The 24,460-nt window shown below is 40.6% G+C and carries 14 protein-coding genes; all 14 read right to left on the reverse strand.

Annotated features, from left to right (window positions below; all coding sequences use genetic code 11):
* Positions 1-10 precede the first annotated feature (10 nt).
* The 14 genes from J1905_RS12750 to J1905_RS12815 are packed head-to-tail and all read right to left on the reverse strand — an operon-like array spanning position 11 to position 24,460.
* Positions 11-1,372 (reverse strand): vanadium-dependent haloperoxidase, encoded by a 1,362-nt coding sequence (locus J1905_RS12750; RefSeq protein ID WP_214227649.1) that lies wholly within the window; start codon positions 1,370-1,372, stop codon positions 11-13.
* A gap of 20 nt (positions 1,373-1,392) precedes the next feature.
* Entirely contained in the window at positions 1,393-5,496 is a 4,104-nt protein-coding gene (locus J1905_RS12755; RefSeq protein ID WP_214227651.1) for an eCIS core domain-containing protein, read from the reverse strand.
* 33 nt (positions 5,497-5,529) lie between these two features.
* Positions 5,530-6,864 (reverse strand): contractile injection system tape measure protein, encoded by a 1,335-nt coding sequence (locus tag J1905_RS12760; RefSeq protein ID WP_214227653.1) that lies wholly within the window; start codon positions 6,862-6,864, stop codon positions 5,530-5,532.
* A 1-nt stretch (position 6,865) separates the two neighbouring features.
* Positions 6,866-13,303 (reverse strand): hypothetical protein, encoded by a 6,438-nt coding sequence (locus J1905_RS12765; protein ID WP_214227654.1) that lies wholly within the window; start codon positions 13,301-13,303, stop codon positions 6,866-6,868.
* Between the two features lie 26 nt (positions 13,304-13,329).
* Positions 13,330-18,081, reverse strand: a complete 4,752-nt coding sequence (locus J1905_RS12770; RefSeq protein ID WP_214227655.1) for a baseplate J/gp47 family protein — start codon at positions 18,079-18,081, stop codon at positions 13,330-13,332.
* A complete protein-coding gene (locus J1905_RS12775; RefSeq protein ID WP_214227656.1) occupies positions 18,082-18,507 on the reverse strand; it encodes a GPW/gp25 family protein in 426 nt (141 codons plus the stop codon).
* A 16-nt stretch (positions 18,508-18,523) separates the two neighbouring features.
* Complete coding sequence (locus J1905_RS12780; RefSeq protein ID WP_214227657.1) at positions 18,524-18,814, reverse strand: PAAR domain-containing protein; 291 nt, start codon at positions 18,812-18,814, stop codon at positions 18,524-18,526.
* Between the two features lie 18 nt (positions 18,815-18,832).
* Positions 18,833-20,608 carry a type VI secretion system tip protein VgrG gene (vgrG, locus tag J1905_RS12785; RefSeq protein ID WP_214227659.1) on the reverse strand — a complete coding sequence of 592 codons (1,776 nt, stop codon included), beginning with the start codon at positions 20,606-20,608 and terminating at the stop codon, positions 18,833-18,835.
* Positions 20,608-21,330 carry a CIS tube protein gene (locus tag J1905_RS12790; RefSeq protein WP_214227660.1) on the reverse strand — a complete coding sequence of 241 codons (723 nt, stop codon included), beginning with the start codon at positions 21,328-21,330 and terminating at the stop codon, positions 20,608-20,610. Before J1905_RS12790 ends, vgrG begins: the two co-directional genes overlap by 1 nt.
* The gene (locus tag J1905_RS12795; protein ID WP_214227662.1) at positions 21,320-21,493 is read right to left on the reverse strand and encodes a DUF5908 family protein; all 174 of its coding nucleotides are present in this window, start codon (positions 21,491-21,493) and stop codon (positions 21,320-21,322) included. The genes J1905_RS12790 and J1905_RS12795 overlap by 11 nt, the downstream gene beginning before the upstream one ends.
* Positions 21,494-21,495: 2 nt before the next feature.
* On the reverse strand, positions 21,496-21,954 hold the full coding sequence (locus J1905_RS12800; RefSeq protein WP_214227664.1) for a phage tail protein: 459 nt from the start codon (positions 21,952-21,954) through the stop codon (positions 21,496-21,498).
* Positions 21,955-21,965: 11 nt separating this feature from the next.
* Entirely contained in the window at positions 21,966-22,430 is a 465-nt protein-coding gene (locus J1905_RS12805; RefSeq protein WP_214227666.1) for a phage tail protein, read from the reverse strand.
* 26 nt (positions 22,431-22,456) lie between these two features.
* On the reverse strand, positions 22,457-23,383 hold the full coding sequence (locus J1905_RS12810; protein WP_214227667.1) for a hypothetical protein: 927 nt from the start codon (positions 23,381-23,383) through the stop codon (positions 22,457-22,459).
* A 48-nt stretch (positions 23,384-23,431) separates the two neighbouring features.
* A complete protein-coding gene (locus tag J1905_RS12815; protein ID WP_214227668.1) occupies positions 23,432-24,460 on the reverse strand; it encodes a hypothetical protein in 1,029 nt (342 codons plus the stop codon).

A 24,460-nucleotide genomic window follows, 5' to 3' on the forward strand; every position in this document is an offset into this window, starting at 1 on the left:
ATTAGTTCTTTTACACAAAATCATTGAAATAAAATTTAGCTTTTTCCCAGGCATTTATGCCAATGGCAAGCCCCAGTTTTAGCCCTTCCTCATTTCCCCTACTAAAATGAATACCTCCATAAATACTTGATAATCCAGCCTGTTCCGCTGCAATGGTAAAAGTAGGCCAGTCTAACACAATATCCATACAAGGTGATGTCCCTGGCTCTATAACAGAACTGCCGGATGCTATCTTAGTACAACCACCAAAATTATCATTACCGGTAAATTGTTTTAATATCGTAGCAGCAGCCTTGCTAAAACTACTGTGCATAGATACATGCTCAGGAAAAGCTGGTGTACCAACATAAGGGATCCATTGCTCTCCTTTGATTGTTTGTGTCCCCTTATGCGGACCAGCCCAGGCTTGTATATCCAGTCCTTTATATAATGCTCTGACCGCGGTTATCGGGCGTACCGAATTATAGTAATATTTACACTCCCAACATGCAATAGAAGTATCAAACAATGCATTAGCCATGGCAAAGAAAAGTTTAATGCATTGAGAGTTTTTATACTGCCCCCTTTCAGCAACAAACTGTGCAATCTCACACCAATGCCCAGGTGTTGTAAAAGTACCTGCTTCATCTGCCCAATATTCAGCAATAGCTTTTTGTTCGTCTGTCAGCGCAGCATTAATATCCAGCACTTCTTCAGCCTGTTGCCTGAATTCAGACTGCTCTTTCCTGAATGGAGGGTCAGGCCTGAATTGCCAATTAAACTGCAACGCAAATGATTTCAGCAGTCCCCAATGGGGTACTAGAAAATTCTGTATTTTAAATTCTCCCTCTGCCGTTTCTTTCCTTAGGGCCTGCCAGTAACTCAAGTCATTAATTTTATCAAAAACATTAACGGATTGATAACCTGTATAATCAGACCAATGTGGCATATGCAAAGTACCTTGCTGATTGGATTCATCCCCATGCCTCAGCTCTATCACTAACCGTGAAACCAGATTTCCTATTCCCTGGGGTTTTGTAATATCCAGTGAAGTGTCATCCGGATCATAATCACATTCGCACATCAAATTGCGAAACATGTCTTTATTTTCTGAGGGCAAATCCAGCCAGAACAGATCCATTAACACCCTATAAGCCGCATAACTGAATGCTGCTCTTATATTCTCTTTTACACATTCATTACCCGGTAATTTTATATACCTGGCAGTTGTTGTGCTTATGGCATATTTATCATATACACTCCATGCGTCATACATGGCGGTATGTACCATCGCCAAAGCCCTCGCTGCAAGCGGTGGCGAAGTTTTAGTTAGTTTAATCGCCTCAAGAAGGAGTTGATTCCATTGGATGGCTAGTGCTTTTTCTGATTGCATGACATCAATAGTTATTACGTTTAAAAATCACCTATCTCTTCAATAACAAACCATTTATCATGAAGATCTAAAGGTGTACTAAGCTGAGGCTTGCCTTCTTTATCTTTATAAGGCACCGTCTGTTTATATACAAAATTCCCCCAATGCTGGTTGAGATCACGATAGAGTGGCCATAAATTAGAAACCCGGTCTTTGCCTTCAAAGCCCAAATCTTTAACATGATCAATATCATAACTCGCTAAATCAACATAATAGTTTTCCACTAAAAGGCTTCTGAAGCGATCTTTCTCTTTAGTGCCATCTGTTTTTTTACGTCTTATTTTAGTTCCGATATCGACAAAATTCTCCGGATCAACCCCTATCATAATAAATCTGATGCCTTCCCCTGTTGCCTTATCCTTTTCCTTATAAGTGAGTTTTTTGGTTGGAGGCAGCTCAAGGCGCGTTTTCTCGTTAACACCTGCAGATTCTATTGGATCCGGAGGGTTCATACCTTTACTTTTCCAAAGAGAATCTTTTGGAATCAGATCATTGATAGCCAGCATATGCCCTCTCTTTGTCCACCTGATAGGGATAGGGTTTTCATAGCTGCCATCCGGAAGATCCTTTTCACTGATCAGCTCAGCAACATAAACAGACAACTGATCAAGCAGATTTTCCAGTTTCTCCTTTTTCTCCTGATAAGCTTTTTTCTTTTCATCATCTGAAAGGTCTTTTTTAGGTGGGAAGCCTCCCTTTGTTTTATCAACCTCCATTGCAATAGGTAGCGCCGCTTTCTGAGCTTCTTCTCTACCTTTATCCTTAGAGACATCCACATTCTTTATGAAAGACTCAAAAGAAGTGCCTTTCTTACTCGCCACCATTAACCGGGCATTACCCTCTTCGCCTTCAAAATACAACTCATGTTCCTTGCCATCTTTGGCATTAAAGGTCTTCATGGACTTCCACCACCCTACAAATGCATCAATTGCTTCTTTACCCGTCTTTACCAGCCAATCACCAGCTTCCAGCAGCTTATCTACCAGCCAATCTATTTTTTCATCTATCCATTCTTCAGCCTTTTTAGCCATCTCCCTTAATTTCTGCCCAAGCTTACCCATGCTTAATTGGTTGGCTAAAAACTCAAGGAAGAGCGGGATTGCCTTTTCCAGATTATTTTCAAATACCAAGGCTGCATTCACTAAAGCACCCGCCATTACCTCCGTAACATTGTCCAGTACGCCCTCCACAAATTCCAGTATCTCCCTGGCCTTTTCAATACCAGTTTCAATAGCATTATAAAAGGCAATCAATGAATTAATAACCGGCATAATACCAGTTGGATCAAGCATGGTAACAATTTTCGCACTAATTTTTTCAATAACCTTGGTTACAATCCAGTCTACAATAGCATCTATGGCCACATCCAGCAATTCAGCCCCCTTTGCTTTAATCACTGCAATGGTTTCGTCCAGACTATTCTCATGGAGTGCTTTCAGCCAAGCCCAGGCCTTCGCAGCACCTTTTGATATATTTGTGATCCATTTCCGCACTTTAGCTGACACCTCTTTTCCTCTTTTCTTTTCAATACTTTTATATACCTTTTCCATGCCTACACTAAACAGGCTGCCCAGCATTTTAAATATTTCCGAAAAAGTAAACTCCTTAGGTATATACACTGGACTTCCTTTAACCGCATCAAACAGCCAGGCGGTAAAACCATCTTTTAGGTGCTTCCATTTCCGGTCAAAAAATCCTATCAGGCCAAGTTTTACCGTTTTCAGCATATTTACAAAGAATACTTTAGGCTGCTCTACAATGCTGTCAAACACATCGAAAGTCTTATTATAAACCTTTACTGCCAGTTCTTTCGGGAATTTCAAAGCATCCAGCAACAGGTTAAAAATTTCCCATAAGGCTCCCAACAGGTTGCCATGAATAAAAAGCATGTCGATAATTTGCATGGCCTTTTTCTCCATTTTCACCCATGCCGCTTCCACATCTTTTATCTCCTTAAGGATAGGGATATGCTTAAACACATACTTGGTCAGGAAAGCGATTATTTTGTCGCGAATGCATTTTGGAATTTTATGGAATAACACATCCATCACCAGGAAGGGTAATTTATAGTAATCAGCTATCGCTTCTCCCACTTTGCTTAAAATATCGGTCACAGGCTGCAGGAATTTCACGATACGACTGAAGGCATCCTGAAGTTTAGTGATGAGTTTTTCAAGCTGCATTTCCGCCCAATCGCTTAAGGCCTCAAACTTTTCGGTCAGCCAGTCTACAATCACATTTACTGCTGCAAGTATTGTTTCACCAATATCTTTCGATATTCCTTGCAAAGCATTGACGGCACCCTTAAGGGCATTGGAAATCATACTTGCTTTCGATTTCAAAAAGCTACCCAAGGTATGTAGCGCATTAAAGAGCCCGGGTATTAGTGCTCCCTGTATAATCCCCCTTTCTTTAATGATGGCCTCCCGGTCATGAAGATAGTGCCGGATTCTAGAGGCGGCATACATAATACCTGTTATTGCAGCAGCAGCAATAATAAAGGGCCCTGCCGGCGACAATAATAGTATAATCCCTCCCAGTACCATCAACTGGGTTTTGTACGGTTCCAGTTTCCTTTTAATAGTCTCCCATAAATCCAGGACCTTCCTCTTTACCTGTTCCCATAAGCTATCCTTATCATCACCCTCAAAACCAATGGCTTTGGCAAACCAATGCCATATATCTGCATAAAACGCTATCACTCTTTTTATATGGGTCCAAATCTTATCCGCAACCCATTTAATCCCATCCCATATGGTACCGAAAATCTTGCTTACAAAATCCCAGATGGGCTTACCGATATCATTCCATACCTTATCAATAAATGCTTTGATTGGTGCCAGAAACTCCTTTAACTTCTCCAGAGCCGGTCCGGTTATCCCTTCGAGAATATTCGTTATAAAAAGAGAAGCCTCAGAAAAAGGCGTACAATCACCTTTTTTTAAGCGCTCTGCCGCCGTACCCAACCAAAGTTTAAATTCATTAAAATTAGCTTTTACCTGACTGATGATACCGGCTCCTAACTTTATGGGGGCACTTAGGGTATTTACTGTTGAAGAAACAAAGGTGGAGACCTTTTCCTTTGCCCAATTCATAAAACCTTTATACCTGAATATATCATGAATTTCTGGTGATGCCTCTTTCAGAACTACCCATAAGCCCTCTTTTGCATTTGAAACCAAAAAACCTTCTTCTTCTTCTTTTTTAGAAATGACCAGATCTGCAGTGCTTAATGCAGGAGACACCGAAACCCCATGACTGCTTTTCTGTTGAACCTGCTTACGCTGAATCCCCCCCTGCTGAATGGTATGGGTTAACTCATGTGCCAGCAAGTGTTTACCGCTGGTACTCTTCGTATCGTATTTTCCGCTATTAAAATAGATGTCATTTCCATGAGCAAAGGCCTGGGCATTCAGCTCCTTGCTCATCTGCACAGCAGCACTGTTATCGTGGATACGTACGCTGGAGAAATCTGCCCCAAAGGAGCTTTCCATTTGTGTACGGGTATTTTCAGGCAGCGCTCTGCCGGCTCCTTTTGTAGCAGACAAACTACTTTCTATTGCTGGAACCACACCTGAAGAAGAGTTTTCAGTTTTCGTCTGTATCTTTTTCTCCTCTTCATGCTCACAATCCTTACATTTCCGCTGAATTGAACTGTCTTGTTCTGTTGGTTCAGCATTACTCTCAAAAATAGGTTTCCTCTGCAAGCCATTACTTTCAGACTCTTTTTCTTCTTCGGTCTCTTTTTTCTGAACCTTTTCTTCTTCGCATGCTTCGCATTTGGTTTGTACAAAAGGCGATATTGAATGATTTACCACAGTATTTTGGTCGCCGTGTACTGCATCGGTATCACCCAACCTTTGTACTACCTTATCTGCAGTGATGTCTGCTTCCTGCTCGTACTTATCATTGGGCTGGCCAATGGTCAGTTTAGTCTGTACAAAAAAAGAATTATTGTTTTGCTTAAGAAAAAAAGGTGTTTGTGCTGCGCTGTCACTAAGCAAAGCCGTATCCGCTCCTTTTTTAAAGAAAGAAGTATTCGCTTTGGCAGGTGTTGCCACTGATTTAGCTTCAGCAGCTTTCATAAGCTATCTTTTTAATTCATCTGTAAATTCAATCTATCTCCACTCAACTTTTAATATTTCATCCAGCCATGGTAACTTTATAATACTTAGATTCCATGGCAAATGATCTAACAACACATCAATTGCACTTTTTTCAACTTGTATACTTATCCTTTCATTATGAACTAAAACCTTTCCGTTACGCTGTAAAAAACTTTCTCTAAGTCCCTGGGGAGAAGTGCTTTTTAAAATATCCCAGGATGCAATTGCAGCCTGTAACATATCTTCAGCTTCTTCCAGCTCTCTACCTGACAGCTTTATACCAGTATTTACAGGCAAGTCAACCGGATAACCGCAAAGTATTTTAGGCAGCACTAATTCATACTCTTCAACATTAGTTTCGGCTGTTGCCACATAATGTAAAAGATAAATGGCCTTTTCCTGCTCCTCAATACCAGCAAATAGTTTTCCGGCTAACAAACCAAGCTGCTTAAACAAAGAATTCAGAAATGGATGGATTAATATCAATCCTGCATATTGCGCATATATCCCTTCATTAACTATCCCTTTATTAACAATAATTCTGTTTTCAGATTTTAAATCCTTCCAGGTTTTAGCATCTATTTCTTTGTCAGCAGTAGGAACCTCATAAGTTTGATATTGCTTAGCCAGCTCTAACAGCTGAGAAGAAGTATTTTTGCTACTTCCTGATGCTGAAATTTTCAAAATTTCCTGCCAGAGCTTTTCATATAACATTAATGGAGATCCTGATACCTCTTCTGCTTTTTTATTAGAAACTTTAGTTATGACAGTTAATAATTTCGTTTGTTTTTCCGCAGTTAATATTTCAACCAGCCTGATCAAAAATGTCGGAGAATGTTGCCGGATAATCCGCGTAACCATTATCAGCTTACCAATAATCTCTTTCCTTAGTTCAGTGACACTGTTATAATTCGTTGCCAGCTCTTCAATAACCCGATCATACCATTCTTTATCAACTGTGGTTGCATTCCATGGTAAATAGCCGTTCCGCATATAAAAAAACCATTGCCTGAAGCTGTTTGCTGCTGAGGACAGTTTAACCAATGGTTGTGTTACCGACCCTATTTCCTGCAGCATCAAATCTTTAACCTGATTCCCTATAGTTTCCAGCAAATCCCCATCCCATCCCATCTTATTAATCTCAGTTTCCTGAATTACACCCAGATCAATTTCTATCTGGTCTAGAGATATTACCTCATCCTCAACAGATAACTTATCAAATTCTCTTTCAAGCAAAGGAACCAGGTATTGCAAAAAATGATCACTTACCTGTTGCTGTATGCTAAAGCTATCCAGTTGCTTATCAACCAGGAGATCTATAGTCTGCTTTTTTATAACATGCTGCATCTCATTTCTTACTAATACCCGTTAACAAAATCTTTACCGCATCTATATTCGTATTTGACTGATGTTTCTTTACATCCAATCCATCCCAATGATTGTAAATAGCAGACATATCTATTTTTGCCTTCCGCATCTTTTCAAAAGCGTTATTCAATAAGTTAATCTGGCCTTTTTCTTTAAAACACAATACGTCCAGTGTATAACAAACAACGCATTCCAATAAATGGAGTATCTGATGCTGATTGAGTGTAATCGCACTTTTTCCGGAAGATTTTTTATTCTGTATAATTGACATCACTATCGTTTCGAACCTTGGTATAGATAACTCTTCCAGATCAAGAAATTTCTGCACATTTGATACAATAGCGTGTCCTTTTATTTTTTTTGCAATATGTGTGGCGGTACTTCTATATGCTTCAATCCGGCTATTTATAAAAGCTGTTTTTACTTCTGCTTTTGTGGCTTTCTGCAATTTCTTCCTAAGTCCCGCTTCTTTTACTTCAGCTAATGCCACTTTATTTGCTAACTTAAGGCCATCATCTTTCAGCTTGTATGCACTTCCACACTCTGTAAACTCATACTGATCACAATCTGTTACCCTCCAGCAGAAAGTTTCATTCACCTGGTTCAAAAACCTGTTTTTATCTCCTTTAACTATTTCCACATCCCTATTAAAACAAGGGTTAACCTCAGGTTGTTCATGTTTACAAGGCTGGCATGTTTCACATTCATCCAAACATTCATAATTTCTTCTAAACAAAAAGTCAAGGAAATCGCAGACAGAAAAATCCGGATTGCAGGTTTTATTTTTTGCCAGCCACCTGTGCCAATCCTTGTACATACTTTCGAAACAACAAAAGTCGTGAGGAGCAAGCCAGAGTATGCGTAACATGACATGAGCGGGTGCAAGCCGATATAGGATATCTTCCATTAATATCCTTCCGCTTGCCGTCCTGAAACGCTCAGGCCATGCCGGTAATACTACTGTAGCTACAAAAGAATAAGGGTCACTTCCCGGAATAAAACAAATATCATGGGCTTCACTACATGGATCATCATCAGAAACGATCCATTGATAATCACAATGACGCTTAAGCGCTCCACAATCCCCCCCTTCCCTGCACTCACAATCCTCAGGACAACGGGGCCTCAACAAAATATGCTCAGCAACATGAAATCCTTCAGCATTGCTGAGCCTTTTTGTACGCTCCACAGCAGCGCATACCAACTGTGCAGATTCATAACACTGCGGATTAAATGCAATCCGCTCACCGCTAAGAAGGCCCTTACTCCGGGACAATAAATCTCTTTTATCAGGATCTGTTAGTTGATTAAAATTGAGTGCAATCCCGAAAACGTTACAAGCACAATCTATCAGGGGCTGATAGTTTTCGAAATCACTTAACAGATAACGTACATAAACTAATGCCTGCATCGCTTCATCGCAGCTGGCATAACAACAGGAAGACTTCCATGCCACAAAACATGTCGGTTCTTTTTCTTCTGTTCCTTCATCACAACTACAAGGGGTTTCGTCATTTTCATTACATGTGCTAAAACCCGGGAATTTCAACTCTATACAATAACTATCTTTTCCTGTTTTTTCATTTCTGCTTTTTATAAGAGGGAAATAACATGCAAATGCCCTTAATGTCTCTTTCCATTTATCCAATCGGTGATCTTTGCCATAAGATTGTAGGATTACCTTTCCTGAACTATCCTTAAGAAATATAGAACCACTCTGTTCCGAGTAAATGTTATTGATACCACTTATCTGATCCATCATATCCAGCAACGATTCACAAGATTTTAATTCCTCCCTTTTACCCAATAATTGCTTTGCAAAGGGCTTTCCTGCTTGATCCATAAAAATCAACTCATCGTTTTCCATCTTCATCCCATAGGAATTCCGCCGGAAATAATCCTTAAACTGTATATAAAGATCATTTAAAACCTCATTCCTCTTTTTAGCGGTGTCATAAACGCAAGGGTGAACAATAAAATCTTCCCCACAATTCAGGTAAAAAGTATAACAACAATCCTCTTTTCTCTGGTAATGATGAAAGCCTGAGCCAGACTGTAGGGCACAGATAAATTTTTCCAATCCCTGCTTACCCCATACAGACTCCTCATTCTCAAACCTATCCACACTTTCGGCCAGCACCTCACGTATATATACCCTGTAAAATAATTCCGACCCGTCATTGCAGTGATTACAATCCACATATAAATTGCCTGGGTATCTTAACAAGGTGATAAAGAAGATAAAATCCTTCCTTGCTGCTTCCACCGTGTCATAGTATTTAAGACTTTGCCATTGTTGGGGATCCTTCAGGTTATGATAAGTTCCAAAATAATAAACATGTTTACGAGCCTTCCCGGTTTTGCAGGGATCAGCATTTGCCGGATCAATACTTTCGCAAAACAGACTATTAAATGCTTCAGAGCCATATTCAACCCGCTTTATAGGATAAGATTTTGCCAATGTAGCCAACACTTCCTCTACAGAACCTTCTCCATCTTCTCTAATCTGGATCAGTGTATCTTCCGGTATAAACACCAGCTCTTCATAATTCCCTCCACCAGCTGCCAATTCCAGTATGTACAGATAGTTTTCTTCAAAGGCCTGAATAGCGAGCTCTTTAGAGGTATAAGCAGTCTTACTTTCAAATAAAATGATTTCCCTGCCAGCCGAATTTCCTGAAATATACAGGTAATTGTGTGCCTTTAACTGGTAACGGTATAATGTCCCCTTAGTGGTCTGAACTTCGTGAATAATATCACCACCTAAACACAGTTGCAGGTATTTTAAATTTCTCTTTAGGGTTCTGGCTACTTTTCTCCGGCTCAAATCAGCCTGTTTCCTGTCCTCGTATTTGTCCAGGTAATAGGCCAATACATTATCCTTATCCACCAGACGGTACACATATCTGCCCGCCCCACCAGATTCGTCAACCTTCACCGCAGTTTTAAATGACTGGGGTCTATTATTTTTTGTCATTTGAGCTATATCCTTTTGCTGCTCCAGCGCCATTGCAACTGATTCCCTGTTCTTTTTCTCTGAAAGCTTAATAGGGCTTACCAAATTAACCACTGGAATTTTACTGTTTTCCTTCAAAGGCACTAAAACTGAGCCCTCCTCATTTATCCGAAGTTGCACAGCAGGAATTCCCTGATGAAATGCCTTTGCTGCTTTCAGGGCCTCTTCCGGTGATGGATAATCCTTTGCACTGTTAAACAGATAATCAGCTGCCGGCTCATACCCCAAACGATAATTGAACTTCCAGCCATCCGCTATGGCCTCCGTTTTCAAGGTAAATTCATGGGCCTTCACGAGCGATGTAATTCGTTGCTGCATGCTCCGTGCTTCATCTTCAGTACTGAATTCAGTGTAGCAGCTGGCTTCAATCTGATCCTTATGCAGAAGGCTGAGCTTAAAATTACCATCAGCATCTTTTCTACCTATCTGATAATTAGCCTCATTACTGGCCAGACTAATTACGAAATAGCAGTGTTGCCTGGCCTCCTTGCTGGTTCCAAATTCCTTTTCCGGGTAAAATTTAAAGGAGTTGGCATTGTCCAGCAGATCGTACGTGAACTTATCCGGCCGACCTACAATGGTATCATTGATGTCTATCTTAAAAGACTTAACATCCACAAATTTCAATAGCTCCGGGCTGGTTTTATTAAAGTACAGTGTTCCAATCTTGTGCTTCAGCTTAGTTTCTATCCGCCAGTTTTTTGAGTCATTAATTTTACCCACCAGGTTCTGTTCCTCTGCATGTGCTTCAGCTTCTGTTTTGAAAGATTCAGCAGAAGTACACACGATATTCCCATCATCACCAATCAATTGCACATCATACTTAAAGCTACTGATAAACACATCTTCCGGATCAGGTGCTCCTGAGAACATTCTGTTAAAGTTATTTCTAACCGTATCCGCTTCCTGCGAGCTCTTGTATTTTCCGGTAAAGGAAACCGCAGCATGATCATTATATAGCACCTGTACTGCGTACAATTTTTCGTGTGCGATGTAAATTGTTTTCAGCCTTTCCGGATCTGATAAAGCCATAAAAACGCTTCTCGCAGCATCTTCGGCCTCGTTTATGGAATCAAATTTTTCCGTAAGTGCAAAAAACGGCTGACCGGCAATTTTAATATCTACCAGGTATTGCTCATCATACTGTTCCACCACGAAATTACAGAGGCTATGCAATTGCTTGTTTTCAATTCCGCTTAAAAATTTAACCTCATTCTCAAAGCCTGATATATTGTTATTATTCCATTTATTTTTTAAATAATCATAAGCCCTTCCACGGTTAGCGCTGATATCATCATAATTGGCAAGAAAGTTCTCTTTAGCGTTGATGGTAGCTGCAGAACCTTCCAGCCCGGAGCGCTCACCAAATGAAAGCAGGGCAAAATCTGTAAACCTTTCCGCAAAACGTGATAACAAGTGATCCAGAAAGCTGTTCCGTCTCACGGCATACAACTCATTATCTTCAATAATCCGCTGCAGGTAGCCTTTGAAGGATGCAATATTAAGTTCCAGAGCAAAGGAAACATTATCCCTATCTTTGATATAAGTACGGTAGTTTTCATCAAACGTACCAATATAGCTTACAGAGCTCAGGTGTAAACCCGCATCCGCTATGGTCTTAAAGCTTGTATTACTGATTAATGCAAAATCATCCGACGAACCGCTGATATAATAATAAACACAAGAGCTGTCCTCGTTCAAAAAACCCTGATCAAATGAGCCGCTATATAAGTCATCTTTTAACTCACTTATTGCAATTTGCTGCTCTTCCAGCGTGCTGAAGGTAAATGAAGGAAGCACAAGCGGATCCACCACTTTTGTTTGGTTTAAGCTAATCAGCACATTCAGTTCATTTTTAGAAACTGCGCGCACTAAAATACTCCCTTCCTTACCTAGTCCATTGCTTTCATCACCATTCATGGTAAAGCGTAACAGCTTATTCAATTCAGGCAGGGATTCCAGCTTATTTAAAAAATAAGTACGCTGTTTATCTTTATCACCCGATGAGGACAAGGCAAACAACGATCTGATATTTTTTAATTGTGCCAGATAGCCGGCAAGCAACTGGTCAAAAAATAAAAGATATCCTTTTAGTTGTAATGCCTGTGCCTTGCGCAGATTAGAAACATTTTCGGGTAAACCTCCTTCAGCAATACCGTACACCCTCGGAAAATCATTTTGCAATAAAAAATACTCGTCTAGGTCATGGTGATAAATACCTTTTGGAATTTCTTTATCCAGATAAGGCGATGGAGACTGATACAAGACTTTACCATTATGTGTAAAATTAATCTTGAACAATCCTTCATATTTTTTAGTATCAAACACAACAGGTAGTCCGTTCCTGGTAAACTGAAAACCGGAACATTCCATAGAAAAATCAGGAACATGGTTTTCCGGCAATTTGAATTTCCAGTCCGAATCCGGTTTAATGTTATTTCCCCCGCAAGTCCTTAGCTCAAAATTGGCTATTTTATCAACTCCCTCCGTTTCCAATATCACATTGTATACATCAGACAGATGTATTTCTTTCTTTAATTTAAGCTGAAGTAATTCATCAGTATCCACAAAACCGTGGCTTTCGGCAAGGTTGTATGGGCGTCCGGAAAAGATTTCATCAATAGGTTTACCTTTATCCAATAACTGCTGCAGAGTATAAAAATGTGGCGAAGGTGAAAAAAAGTCTCTTAATTTTTGTACGATGCTGAGGTAAGTGTTTTCAGGGTCTGCATCCCCTTTCAATTCAATCCCTGCACATAGCCCCACCTGCAGTTGACAGAGGATATGTATATCCACAAAATCTTCGCAAAAATTGCGATGCGCCATCAGGCTCTTTTTTACCCTTTCGGTTAAATCTCCGAGGTATTCTTTTGCAGCAGTTTCGTCCTTAAAATCTTTATCCGGATTTTTCTCCGGTTCGATATAAACATGGTACAACCCATTTAAAAACTCCTCACAATCGCCTGGAGCAGATGTTCTTTTGTAGTGCTCTGAATAAGACTTACAGAAATCTTTCTGATCCGTTGCCACCGTAAGCCAGGCATTTTTTACTCCCTTAATATCAATAAGTAATTTTCTGTAATCAATAATGGTAAGTGGGTTGCAGGTCAATATCTGTGCTGGAGTGAAAAAGTTATCGTCTTTCCCTGTCTCACCAGGATTTGGTGTAAAAATGTCTCTAATTGGCAAATTGGTCCGGTAACCTAAGTCAAGAAGGGCATAACAAAGCACCTCCAGAATAGTAATTCCAGGGTCATGCACATTGTGATCAGTCCAGGTTTTCCCAGAAAGTCTACCAAGATATTCAATACCTTCTGTCCGCAATTTCTCAAAATCAAGATAGTCCGGAAAACCAGAATTGTTCTTATTAATTACTTTGATATTTTCCTCTGCGTTTGTCATAATATTGCTTTCGGCTAAAACTTCATTCAATCGGTACAATAATTCTCAATCGGTATTGCCTTGTTTGTGCAAGGCGGATATTCTTTCTCATTACCCCATCTTTCACAATCCCGTTGCTGAATACATACATCGATATCCCCACCAATAAGAACTGAACGCGGGCTTACAGGGCAAATTTGCTTGCGATCAGATAATCTGATATCAGTGCTCTCTTCCTCATGCTGCATCTTTAATTCAATGATATAATCCAGGTAATCCCTTTTTTCCAGAAAACCTATAATATCCGACTGATCGATGCACTGGCCAAAGGTCAGCTTATCATATTGTCCTATAGCCCAGGGTGCCAGAAACTCTTTTAAATCCTGTTTAAGCTTTTCCTTATAAAAGCTTTCGTCCCTTCCCTGGTAGAGCTTTACTTTTAAACAGAAATTAACCTTTTCATACCTCGGGTTCATTACCCTTAACCTTACAAAGGGAGAAGTACGTTCCTGCAAATATTCTTGCACATCTTCCAATATGCTAACTGGTACCCTGGGTTCAAATTGCTGAGCCGCCTTTAACTGGTTCAGGTCAGGGATTACGGCAAGCAAGACATAGCCGGGCGCCATGGGCATGTCATTGGTATATTGGTGCGCATCCAATGCAAAGCTATGGTTGATACATTTCACCTTAAACAACTGAGGAAAAGCCTCTAAAGTCAATCTTTCATAATCGAATTTTTGTATAGCTCTACCTTTATGCCGTAACAGCTCGCTCACCCGGACATAAAAATGGCCTTCCCCTTCGGGCATCCTTCCGGCAAAAGAATCAAAAGGCTGGCTTACCTTTTTAATTGCCGAATCTGCTTCATTCAGCTTGGCCACAGATCCCGCAGGCAGTGGCTGCGCTAACCGCAGCTTATCATTCACTACTTCATTCGTAAAAGTAGCCCGTATGGCCTGAGTAAAAACGCCCATAGTTTCACTAACAGATTTACTGTTATGGGTAATAGCCACTTTTATCCAATGTAATCCTTTAGGAAGGATCGTGTTTTCATTGGTCATATTGGCTGGCAAGGCGAACTTAATAATACCAGAAGTAGTTAGTCCATCCGTATCATCGTCCAACACCTCAAAGCCTTTTCGCAATAACTTCCAGAGGTTATTTTCGAGATAATACCATTGCACCTCTACCCTTTGTGATTCAGAATCAGCCGTAGCCTCTGCCAATTGGAACAGCATATTCAGATTGCTGTCGACTTGCAAATCTTTCAGTCCGATATATAAACTGCCTTCATCACAAAAAGTCGGAAAAAGTGTTGGTTGCAATTCCAATTCCTCAGATTTAAAGGTGTTCTGATAAGGATATAAATGGATCAGATCAATATCGCTGATGTTAGCTGTGGCCGTATAGTCAATAGAGATGTTTTTAATAATAGGCGTCCAGGGTTCGTTCGGGATAACCACTTGCTTTTCTCCAAACAGGTTTGTAAAAAAACCTCCGGTATTGATCGTATTTAAAATTGCATCGAATTTATTTCTGATCACCAGGGCCAAATCATTCTCAATACCCGATAAGTTGGTATTTAAGAGTGCAAAAAGATCTCCAACAAAATCCTTGACTTTATTATTAACCTGATTAAGGTTCGCTGCAGATAAGGTATTAACATCAAATGCTCCCCCAAATAGTGTAGTTATATTAATTCCGGCAATAGCAACAATATCATTTAATAAGGTTTTGCATCGCCCGATTATTGCATTTAAAAGGACAGGATTTGCCGAAGCAGCAATTTTAGTTTTCAAAATATTTATTAATTCAGTCAGAATTCCAGTAATAGCCGAATTCAAAACATTAGAAGCCACCTCGATGATTTTGGGTCCAATATTCCCAAAGAATATGGAAATATCAAAAACCATTGGAACACCACCCTGAACATAGACCGCCCCGTCAATCAAATCCGGATATCGACCAAACGCCATCATTTGCCTGGCAAGCACATAAGAATAATCCTTATGCAGAAAGTCCTGCCCCTGGAGGTTAATCCTTAAAAAACCCTCACGGGAGTCGGCTCTGTAATTTTCCAGCGGCGCTTTGCTGATATTAAACTGCTGTGATAAATTAAATTGAGGACCATTACCTGGTACAGCCTCATTATGAATAATTTTGATCGTCTGATCAAAGGTCTCCTTAGAAACACAGAAAGAAGATTTTGGATTGGAAATGAAAAGCCGCCTGTTATTATCCAGTGTTATGGTATTTTTTGCTGTATTGGTATGAGGAGGATTTAGTTTCTCCTTAGTCCAGGATCCCCTTTCCAATAGCGCCAGATTAATTTCGAAGTCACAATCATTTAATCCATAAATCTCTTTATTGTTTGCTGGACTTATACAATCATGATAATTCTTCCTTAAAGCATAGCCCTTATAATACTCGTTGAAACTAAATGGTTTATCCTTCCAGTTCAGATTCACATTCACCTCATTCCATTTTTTACAAAAAACCTCTTTGGAGCCTATATAAAAGTTCGGCCCCACCAAATTCGGTTTAGCTAAAGGTGGTTTGGATGGGTTAACTACATCAAAATCAATAATTGAAGGCCTTGTACCAAATGGATAAACCGGTCCGTTTACATTCTGTAAGCTTTCATCATTTTGCACAATGAAATTTTTAAGTCCGCAAACCGAAACCTCGATCTTTGTAAGCTTATCGGCCGAAATCGTTGCATTCCTGAAGAAATGATATAATGAAACCTCCTGGATTCCTTCTTTTGATTTTCTTTCACAGCACTCCTCTCTGGAGCTTGCCGTAACGTCCTGGTTCAATTTAATCTTATCGTCCAGTTCAATTTTTACAACCGGCATGGTGGTATTAAAATCTTCCTTTAATGCCTCCGCATTATAGAAAGTAACTGCCTTTTGTTCTGGTTGCAATTTTGCCGTTATAAAGATCTTAAAAGCACCGCCGGAAGTCAGTGAACTTAGTGTTATACCAGGCACTTCTGCCGGGCTTATCCACTCCTTCTCGCCACTAAAAAGGACATTTAATGCTTTTCGGGGTTTAAAAATTTCCAACAGGACCTTTTTCTCTTCAGGAATCGCAGCAAGCAGGTTAAATTCAGCCTCTGTAATTGTTTTTTCAAACAACTGCTCTTTAACAGGGCAATAGCATAACCTTTCCTTGCCCTCCACCGGTCTTTTTATCAAGATATCGTTCAGACTTTCTTTCAGACTTTTGCTGATTCCCAATTTCAAAGCAGCAGCAATCAGATCACGGTTTATCACATAAAACGTCTGCCCTAAAACTGTTTGTACCTTTCCATATAAATCCCTTGCTTTAAAAAAATCAGGGCGGTTATTTTTTGCTACCTTTAGTCCGGAAAGCAGGTTATTGTTCTCTTCACAACAAGGATCCGCTCTGTTTGAATCATCAGCTATTGTTAAGCCACAGTAATCATCGTTAAGCATACAGGAAAGGGTAATCTTCACCTGCCTGTCTCCTTCATTCAGTAACAATACCGGCGATGCCAGAATAAAACCAATCCGAGCATTAGAATAAGGCTTAACAAATTTATTTTCCGGATCAGTGTATTTGCTGTATTGTGCACCTAAGGTAGGCCAGCTGGCAGGTACATCATCTTTAAACTCCTTATCTATCCCATCAGCTTTGGCAGCATCTGGCGCCATATAAACCCCTTCGGCGTAGGCATATTGACCATGTATCTGATTATTGATAAAAAGCGTGCGTTTATCTGCCACCTGCGCTTTATTAACCACAATTTCATCATCCAGAGAAAACAAAACTTCAGCCTTGTTAATGTCTTTACCATCTTTAACCAGCAGCCCTTTTTCCAGGAGGTGCTTATTCAGCTGGTTCTGAATTTCAAAAACAATATGCGCTTGATCCGGACTGGCTTCCCTGGCCTTCAGGCAGAGCACCTCTTTATAAAAGAAATCAAGGTGTTTTTTGGTGAATGTATTTAAATCCCCCTGTAAATGCTGAAACAGCTTCAAAAAAGAGAAAAGCAGTGCCAGATGCGGTGTATGTTTTTCTTTCAGCTCCTCCTTCAAAGGGAAAATGCTCTGCTCCATACTTAAATCAGCAGTACCTTCAATCAATTGTATGGCATCCAAAAAGGAAGCAAGTAGCTGAACCATTTCATTCCGGAGTACAATTAACCGTTTCCTCTTGCTGGTTCCTTTGGCTTTAAAAGAATCGCTATCAAAGTTTGCATAGATATCAGTCAACTCCAGGCTCCAGGCCTCATTAGCCATTAATTCCTTAAAGCTGATGGGCTTAATATGGTACCATTTTACGGCTGCATTTAAATGGATAATAAACAGTTTAAGTGGATCCGCTAATTTGTCTTTTATCAGTTTATCCAGTAACAGTTCCACAGGCAGACCGCTGTTTTCAAGCTTTAAACTCCAGCCATTAACAGGCTTTATTACAGCGTGGTATATATACCTAAATAATAACTGAAGGCTTGCTTTACCTGGCCTTTTATCAAACAGGGTGTTGTAAAAAGCAAGCTTATCCACTACCTTATTCTTATCGTATTTTAGAATTGCTGTGATCGTAAAGGGCAGGCTTTCCCGAAAAAACGGCTGCCAGTCCGTAACCTTCAGGCTGGCGTCATAATAGTTAATGTGCCTGGATAATTGCACAAAGTAATCCAGCAGATCAGCTAAAGTTCTGCCATCAATTTTTGCAGATCCGGAGTGCAAATCATCCATCACCCGCTGACGCTGGCTTACACCTGGATCGTTCTGAAAAGGATGTATAAGTGACGTGCATTCCATTTAAATCGGCTTTAATGCTTCATTTTTATAATAATCATATACATAGTTAAACCTCGAATTGGTACCCGGTACCGAGTATTCGACACTTATCGTAAATCGGCCTTCAATCAGATCAAAAGAATCACTGGCGGTAACCTCTATCTTTTCAGTTTTTATTCTCGGTTCATAAAAAAGGATCGCGTTGGTTACCCTGTCTTTCAGGTATCCGATTACTGAGCTGTTTAAAGCCTCAAATACATAATCTGTAAGGTCACAACCATACTGCGGCTGCATTACCCGTTCTCCTAAAGAAGTAGAAAGCAGGATATTTAAACTCTGTTCAATATCTTCCGTACCACTTACTATTTCCACTGAGCCCGATTCCGGATTAAACTCCGGAGGGAATGACCAACCTGTTCCTAGAAATGAGTTAAAAGAATTATCCATATCGTTTAAATTTTATTTAACCACCAATTTGTACTGTCGGAAAACCTACTACAATTACACCGCCATGCGAGGTGAGATCGCCCTGCCTTGCTGCCGGCTTGCCTCCTATCATTACTGTTGCCGATCCCTTAACTATCGTATCTGGCGGGCCGGTGCAGACCAACAAATCGCCAACAACGGCAGCAGGCATGCTCCCAATCAATACCGTAGGTACAGAAGGACCGGATATGGGGCCTCCTACATGTGGCACCACACCGGTTACCATCGGACAAACATGCATATCGCTTATTCTTGCTGCTGAAGGCATAATTTCAGGGTTTATTTGTCAATTTATCTTTACCAATGATCCGCTTATTTCTGTAATTCCCGATGAAGAAAGTTTTGTTGCTGCACCTTCCAGTCCCAGACTGGTATCTGCTTTTACAGCAAGGGATGCTCCACCAATGGATAAGCTGGCGCCAGCGCTTAGCGCGAGGTTTACCCCAGCTTTTATTTCAATATTCTTCGGGCTTTCCATGGAAATCCCAGTACTGTTCATTGTTATTTTATTACTGTTCTGGTCTTTAATTTCAATTTTTGTTCCTTGCTCATCCAGCTGGATGCTATTTCCTGCAGGGGTATCAATGGTAATGGTTTTGGAGCTATCATTAAAATGTATTCGCATTTTGCTCCGGGTAAAAAAGCCTTTTTCATCGTTAGCATCCTGAGCACTGAGTGGGGCTTTCTTTGCACTGCTGTTTAGCATGCCCAGCATCACCGCATGACGGGGATCATCATTAATAAAGCCTACAATCACTTCATCATCAATTTCCGGCCTGAAAAATGAGCCCCTATTTGAACCCGCATCCAGGCAAGCCACCCTTACCCAGGTTCCGCTCGAACTATTATCGATAACAGGAATTTTTACCAGGATCCGATCTTCTCCATCCGGATCATTTTCCAGTTGCAGCACCTTACCTATTTGCAGGCCCTGTATAGACCCCAACAGGCCAGCCGCCGCATAATCATTCACGTCTTTTTGTGCGGCTATATAACGCTCCGGATCCAATCCAAACTGGATATGTGTGTACCAGGTTCCATCTCCTATATCTTGTTTTACCGCAGTTACATAAGCCTTGCCGTTAAACCGGTCACCAACCCCCGCCAGTTTCAGCATATTGCCTGGTTTAATCCCCGCAAAACCTGAAACCCTTGCGCGCCCCCTTATTTTAGCTAAACGGCTGCGCATCATCGTTCCCTCCACCCAATCCTGCAATTCCTGCTCCAGGAGATGCCCGCTGTGATGCAGCTGAAACTTATCCAGATCCACCGCTTTAGACAGATCAACACCTGAAACATTTCCATGCTGTGTAAAGGATCTGGCTTCTGAGGCTTCCGCTTTAAACAAAGCCTGATTCGTATAATCCCATGAGGTAGCTTCCACATTGGCCCATTGGTTACGGGCATCCATTTCTGCTTCAAACTCTACAATCGATGATCCGTAAGTTACCTGTAATACCGCATCGGGGCTGGTATCAGGTTTACTGATTTTAATCGTTCCATCATCCACATTTACCAACATACCATTGGCTTCAACCCTGAGCAGCATAAAATCCCAATTGCTCAGATGGTGTTGTACCAGTTCTTTATGCTTCAGATTTGTAGCTTTAATATCGCCTGTCAGCCCTTTATAATCTCCAATCAGGCTATCAAAAACCTCACTATCCTTCATATTTAAAAAATAGCGGCTGTGCCGGCCAATGGTCATACGTGCAGCCAGATCCCGGCATTCCACCAGTAGCTGTGTATTCCCATTCTCCTTTACTTTAATGGTATGTTTAGTAATTATTCCTTTAAAAGCCTGGTTATTATTACTGTCAAAACCAATTTTTATAATGATTTCGTTTCCCGGCACAAAATCTTCCTTATTACTGATTTCAAAATCAGTAAGTGAGGCATCCCCGTCCTTTAACAAAACCCGTGCTGTCGGGATTCTATTGATTTCTTTTTCGATAGAAATGCTCAAAACCTCATAAGACGCATCCATCGCTTTACCATTTAACAGGATATTAAAGCTGGCTACATCATGCGTGGACGGATTGGGGATTATTAGTTCTTCCATCAGACTTCGTTTTTATTAAAAGGTGGAAAATATATTTCATTCCCTGGTTTTAATTTTTTAATGGAGGTCAGGCCGTTGGCTCTACCCACCTGCATAAAATATTTAGGGTCGTTATAGATGGCATACGTTAACAAGTCGATCCGGTCTCCCTGTTTTATTATTCTGTGATGGGTAAGATCCGGAGAAGCCGGCTTATCCTCTGCAATTCTTTCCTCCCGAGATTGATAATCCAGAAAGGTTGCCGTCAGCCTGGCCCTCAGTGGCGTGCCATCCGGTTTAAACAGGGTATAATTCACATCCAGATTCGTTAACACACACCTGAATTTAATCTCTGAGCCCCAGATGATCAGCAGGAAATTTGGCCTGTGAATATCCCCTTTATAGTTATATGCACAGTTCATAAAGATCTTCAGCTGTTCGTATACTGGTTTATCTTTATACGCTGCCCAATAGCCTTCCATAGTACCCGTACCATCAAGAATAAATTCCAGTTTAAGCTCTTCCGGTGCTGTAGATTTAAATTTCACCTCTGCTGCCCCGGTTCCGTGTGGCCGCTGTACATCATGTTCAATTTTAAAGTTCTTAGTAAATGATTCCGGATTTATGGGGGCCACAAATGCAGGTTTATTCTTTTGCTCCGCATCCTTGATCTGGAATTTACGGTCGGTAAAAGAATATATCAGTAATTTCTCTAATTTTCCAGACATGTAATTAGCGCTCATCTCTTTCTTTTAAAATTTCCAATACTTTTTCTATGCATACTTTTATCACTTCCTCCGAAGGGGAAACACCATTATTCTGAACAGAATTGCTGTTACGGCTGGCAGGGTTTCCGTCCTGCACAATCGTTGCTTTAATAATCAGTTCCCGTATTTCAATTGGCATAACTATGATTTTTGAAAAATTAAACGGTTATAATTCAGCTCCAGTGTTTCAATCAGCACCTCACCTCTGCCGGCATTCAACTCACCGATTTTCCAGCTCCGGGGCCATACATTATTGATTTTCCAATGCATTATAGACTGATGTTCTTCATCCAGCAAGCTGATCACCACCATCTCCAGTGTTTCATAAATCTGATCGTCAAATGCTTTTTTCAGCCAGTCTGTAATACCCGATGCATTTGGCGTCACCAAGCCTCTTTTAAGGATCAGAGGCCCATATTTGCGCCTTGTTGGTATCACATGCTCAAAGCGGTTCTCTCCACCCTCCTTTATTGTTTCAATATCAATGGTAGAATCTAACCCGGTTACCGACTGAAACTTAACATCCACAGACTTGACACCTTGCAATGAAAAGTTCACCGCAAAATGAAAATTAACCGTTTCATAAAAACTATCTGCCATGACTGCTCTGTTTATTTTTTCGCTTCAACAATGGAGAGTCCCTCGTGCACCAGCTCAATTGATTCGATTGCCACTTCATTGGCATCGGACTTCAGATTGGTAGATTGTACTTTAGATGGCCAGGCACGTGATAAAGTCCAGGAAATAATTGGCTGATGTTCTTCATCCAGCAAACGAATGGTCACATCCCTCCTGAATTTTTCTTTTCCCTCCTGAAACATCATGGTTTTTTTCCATTGCTCAAAATATTCAAAGTCGCCCAGAAAAGTTCCCCGCTTCAAGGTCACATTAGCATACTTTGTCAAACCAGGTTGTTTGGTTTTATTATAGGTCGGGCTGCTACCTTCCCTGTACTCAATCACCTCAGTTTCAAAATCAAGTCCACTTACTTCTGTAAACCCAATTCTCGTTCCTCCCCAATCCAGTTGAAAATGAAATTTAGGAAGAGGATAGTTCTTTTTAGGATCAGTTGCCATAATGGTAGGTTTTATTTTTCGGGTATTTATTTACATTTATTTGCTGGATTTACCTCTTCAATCGCCTTCTCCAAGCTCTGCTTGCAGGACAATAAGGCATCTCTCTTTTCCTTTGCCGCATCCAGGTCCTTTTTAAGATGATCTACATCCTCCTTCACCTTTTTGTAATCGTTTTCCAATTCGATAAAATACGCGTCTTCATCAATCGGCAAAGAAATACGCGGTTCCAGCCTGCAGGATGCTTTACCATAGCCACTGTGTTCAATTTTAACATGTTGATTATTGCTATCATTCTCACTACCGCAAGTCCCCCCGCAATTAAATTTTTTCTTCCAGTAAAGGATTACTTTTTTCAAACCATAGTCTTCGCAAATATTAATGTGCATTCCGTAGGCGAGCTCCAAAGCTGTTACGATCTGGGCAATTAATACATCCCTTGTTTGTATAACAGCATCCAGTTTTGCCCCATAATTCTCTATGCATTTCATGATGCCGACTCCGGGTGCCAGTTCTGGTCTTTTCAGACACTGGATACATTGCAATAATTTATCATATTGGGTTTTAAGCTTATCCACCCGGATATACAGATCTTCTGTCATGCAGAAAAGTATTTCGATGGCATCGTTGGTCTTTTCAGTCACCATGCATACTTTCCCCAGATGGAGGGCGAATAGTTCAAGCTGACGACACAAGGCATCGGCTTTCTCATCTGTAGCTTCCCAATCGCTCCACCAAGCCTTAAGCCTGTCCCTTTCCTCCAGGGTGAGGCTATATTCCGTTTCCTTATTCTGGGCGTCTGCATTGGCCTGCTTCCAATCGGCCGTAACCTGCATCAGATCCTTTACCCAGGCATCATAACAGCAATCGCCTCCGGGATTTTCATCACCCGGATTTTTATCACAACAATCAAATATATCTCTGTCAATGTTGCATATTTTATCGTAGAGTAGCATAATAATGATTTTAATGATTTAACAAATTAGCATATGTCCTGCATCGCATTAATCGCTGTATGTATTATTTGACGGGCTTTCACAGGAATATATTTCTGTAACCTCTTTACAGATATCGCAGATATCGCATTTACATTTTTTAAGCCTGTTATCATCATCTCCTTTTTCGCCATCACAGCCGCAATCAGCCAGGCATTTACATTCATGGCAACACAGGTAGTCTTTAGTTTTATCAATTGTTCCTACCTCATTACGTTTATTGTACAATGCATAACCGGATTGGGTTAAGCTTTTGACCACCAGAACAAGATCCTCCTGTGCCTTTTTCAGGCTCAGCCCCCCATTAGTCATTTGTGCCTGTACTAAATCATCAAAATCTTTCGCATTAGTTGAGAAGTCCTGTTGAAATTTCTCCAGTGTTTTGATATTGGAGAAAGACTGAATACCCACGATCTCAGCCGCAGCGTTAAAGATGATATCTATGTCCTGGCTAAGGCTGTCCGGTACAGTGATTAAGTCATCCAGTATATGGCAAACATCCCGGCAGGGCTCCGGCCTTTTAGCCGTTTCCTCTTGCTTATGATTATCATTACAGTCATCTCCATCACTGCATCCCAATATTTTTATCTGAACCGAATTACAGCTATCCTTCCTGCAACCATCCAGTTTACCTGCCGCCTCCCGGAGCTCACCAAATTTCAACTTTGCCTCTTTAGCGGTTTTCACAACTGCTTTCAGCGCAGCTACCAATGCATCATTCTGAGTAATATATGTTGCTACATTCTTCTTTATCTCATTTGATGCCTGAATCAATTCCACTCCTATTTTGAGTTCGAGGTTCCTTACCAGCAAATAGTTTTTTTCCGTCTTTACAAAAGTGCATTTCTTCTTTGCATACATCATTACCGCGCCATCGTGAATCACTTCATTTTCATTCAATTCAGTCACTTTAATCTTTAGCTTCTTACAATAATCTTCCTTTATCTGATGTATGTTTTTTTGTGTTGCTGTCTTTGCTTCTGCATCGCTGCAATTCCCATTTTGTGGTTCTTTTGAACCTGAGCTTTCTATAGACAT

The organism is Pedobacter sp. B4-66, assembly GCF_018492665.1.
Taxonomy (GTDB): Bacteria; Bacteroidota; Bacteroidia; order Sphingobacteriales; family Sphingobacteriaceae; genus Pedobacter.

Bases quoted from the DNA above. Each gene is read 5' to 3' on its own strand.
- J1905_RS12750 (WP_214227649.1), bottom strand. From the start codon at position 1,372: ATGCAATCAGAAAAAGCACTAGCCATCCAATGGAATCAACTCCTTCTT.
- J1905_RS12755 (WP_214227651.1), bottom strand. From the start codon at position 5,496: ATGAAAGCTGCTGAAGCTAAATCAGTGGCAACACCTGCCAAAGCGAAT.
- J1905_RS12760 (WP_214227653.1), bottom strand. From the start codon at position 6,864: ATGCAGCATGTTATAAAAAAGCAGACTATAGATCTCCTGGTTGATAAG.
- J1905_RS12765 (WP_214227654.1), bottom strand. From the start codon at position 13,303: ATGACAAACGCAGAGGAAAATATCAAAGTAATTAATAAGAACAATTCT.
- J1905_RS12770 (WP_214227655.1), bottom strand. From the start codon at position 18,081: ATGGAATGCACGTCACTTATACATCCTTTTCAGAACGATCCAGGTGTA.
- J1905_RS12775 (WP_214227656.1), bottom strand. From the start codon at position 18,507: ATGGATAATTCTTTTAACTCATTTCTAGGAACAGGTTGGTCATTCCCT.
- J1905_RS12780 (WP_214227657.1), bottom strand. From the start codon at position 18,814: ATGCCTTCAGCAGCAAGAATAAGCGATATGCATGTTTGTCCGATGGTA.
- vgrG (WP_214227659.1), bottom strand. From the start codon at position 20,608: ATGGAAGAACTAATAATCCCCAATCCGTCCACGCATGATGTAGCCAGC.
- J1905_RS12790 (WP_214227660.1), bottom strand. From the start codon at position 21,330: ATGAGCGCTAATTACATGTCTGGAAAATTAGAGAAATTACTGATATAT.
- J1905_RS12795 (WP_214227662.1), bottom strand. From the start codon at position 21,493: ATGCCAATTGAAATACGGGAACTGATTATTAAAGCAACGATTGTGCAG.
- J1905_RS12800 (WP_214227664.1), bottom strand. From the start codon at position 21,954: ATGGCAGATAGTTTTTATGAAACGGTTAATTTTCATTTTGCGGTGAAC.
- J1905_RS12805 (WP_214227666.1), bottom strand. From the start codon at position 22,430: ATGGCAACTGATCCTAAAAAGAACTATCCTCTTCCTAAATTTCATTTT.
- J1905_RS12810 (WP_214227667.1), bottom strand. From the start codon at position 23,383: ATGCTACTCTACGATAAAATATGCAACATTGACAGAGATATATTTGAT.
- J1905_RS12815 (WP_214227668.1), bottom strand. From the start codon at position 24,460: ATGTCTATAGAAAGCTCAGGTTCAAAAGAACCACAAAATGGGAATTGC.